Raw genomic sequence first — 1,636 nt, forward strand, 5'->3', positions numbered from 1 at the left:
GGGCGGGCGGGGCGGCGGCGCTCGGCGACTGCGAGGTGCGCCCGCCGGACGGCAGGTACGTGACGCTCGAGCCGCAGGCGGGGCTGCACGTCGAGGTGCAGCAGGTCGAGCACGAGAGCCGGGTGCATCTCGACATCGAGAGCGACGACATCCCGGCCGAGGTGGCGCGGCTGGAACGGCTGGGGGCCAAGGTCGTCGGCAAGGTCCACACCTGGGTGGTGATGGAGGCGCCGACCGGGCAGCGCTTCTGCGTCATCCGGGCGCAGACGGCGGACTTCGCAGCGAAGGCGACCACCTGGGACGACTGAGCCCGGCGGCTTGCCGGCCGCGCGCCGCTGCCTAGATGGCAGGGACGGAAATCTCAGGGGGTGGCGCATGGTTCCCTTCTCGGTTCTCGACCTCTCGCCGGTCCCGGAAGGGGCGACGGTGGCGCAGGCGCTCGCCAACACGCTCGATCTCGCGCGGCAGGCGGAAGCCTGGGGCTACCGGCGCTTCTGGCTCGCCGAGCATCACAACATGGTGGGCATCGCCAGCGCGGCGACCGCGGTGCTGATCGGCCAGGTCGCCGCCGCGACGCGGACGATCCGGGTGGGCGCCGGCGGCATCATGCTGCCGAACCATGCGCCGCTGATGGTCGCCGAGGCCTTCGGCACGCTCGAGAGCTTCTTTCCCGGGCGCATCGACCTCGGCCTCGGCCGCGCGCCGGGGACCGACATGGCGACCGCCCGGGCGCTGCGGCGCGGCCTCGCGCAGGCGGACAGCTTCCCGCAGGACGTGGTCGAGCTCCTCGGCTACCTCGGCGAGGACGAGGGGGCGCCGGTGCGGGCGATCCCCGGCGTCGGGACAAGGGTGCCGGTCTGGATCCTGGGCTCGAGCCTCTTCGGCGCGCAGCTCGCCGCCTATCTCGGGCTGCCCTATGCCTTCGCCTCGCACTTCGCGCCGGGGGATCTCGAGCCGGCGCTCGCCACCTACCGCGCCACCTTCCGCCCGTCCGCCCATCTGGCGGCGCCGCACGTCATGCTCGCCTTCAACGTCTTCGCGGCCGCGACGGACGCCGAGGGGCGGCGGCTGAAGACCTCGATGCAGCAGGCCTTCATCAACCTGCGCACGGGACGGCCCGGGCCGCTGCCGCGGCCGGTCGAGGACATCCTGGCGGTGGCCGATCCGGCCGCCGTCGCGATGGCGGACCGCGCGCTCGCCTGCTCGGCGGCCGGCGCGCCGGAAACGGTGCGGCAGGGGCTCGCGGCCTTCGTGGCGCGGCATCGGCCGGACGAGCTGATCCTGACCGGACAGATCCACGACCATGCGGCGCGGCTGCGCTCTTTCGAGATCGCGGCGGAGATCCTGCGCGAAGCGGCGCCGGGTGATCGCCTGAAGGGGAAGGGATTTCCGGAGCGGGAATCGCTGTGATTCATGGGAGGCCCGTGGCGAGTAACGAAGTATTAACCCGACGAATCCCTTCAGCATCAATGGGATACCTATAGTTTCGCGCGCGAAATCCTGATTTCGCACGGGCTCGACGCGCCTGCCGGACCCGCCGTCCTCTTTCCTGCCTGTCACCCGATTGCCCCCGAAAGCCGTGCCCGCCGGATAGCGGCGGCGCTGCTTCTGGTGTAGGTCGTCAGCGACTCCGCAG

Annotated in this window: 2 protein-coding genes; both read left to right on the forward strand. The window is 71.9% G+C overall.

Annotated elements, in window-relative coordinates; all coding sequences use genetic code 11:
• Window positions 1–308, forward strand: a 308-nt coding sequence (locus tag Q0112_RS17595; protein WP_297977317.1) for a VOC family protein, incomplete at its 5' end; no start/stop codon positions are given.
• A 67-nt stretch (window positions 309–375) separates the two neighbouring features.
• Entirely contained in the window at window positions 376–1,410 is a 1,035-nt protein-coding gene (locus Q0112_RS17600; RefSeq protein ID WP_297977319.1) for an LLM class flavin-dependent oxidoreductase, read from the forward strand.
• Window positions 1,411–1,636: the final 226 nt, after the last annotated feature.

Origin of the sequence: uncultured Amaricoccus sp., from assembly GCF_937858865.1 — a bacterium.
Lineage (GTDB): Bacteria > Pseudomonadota > Alphaproteobacteria > Rhodobacterales > Rhodobacteraceae > Amaricoccus.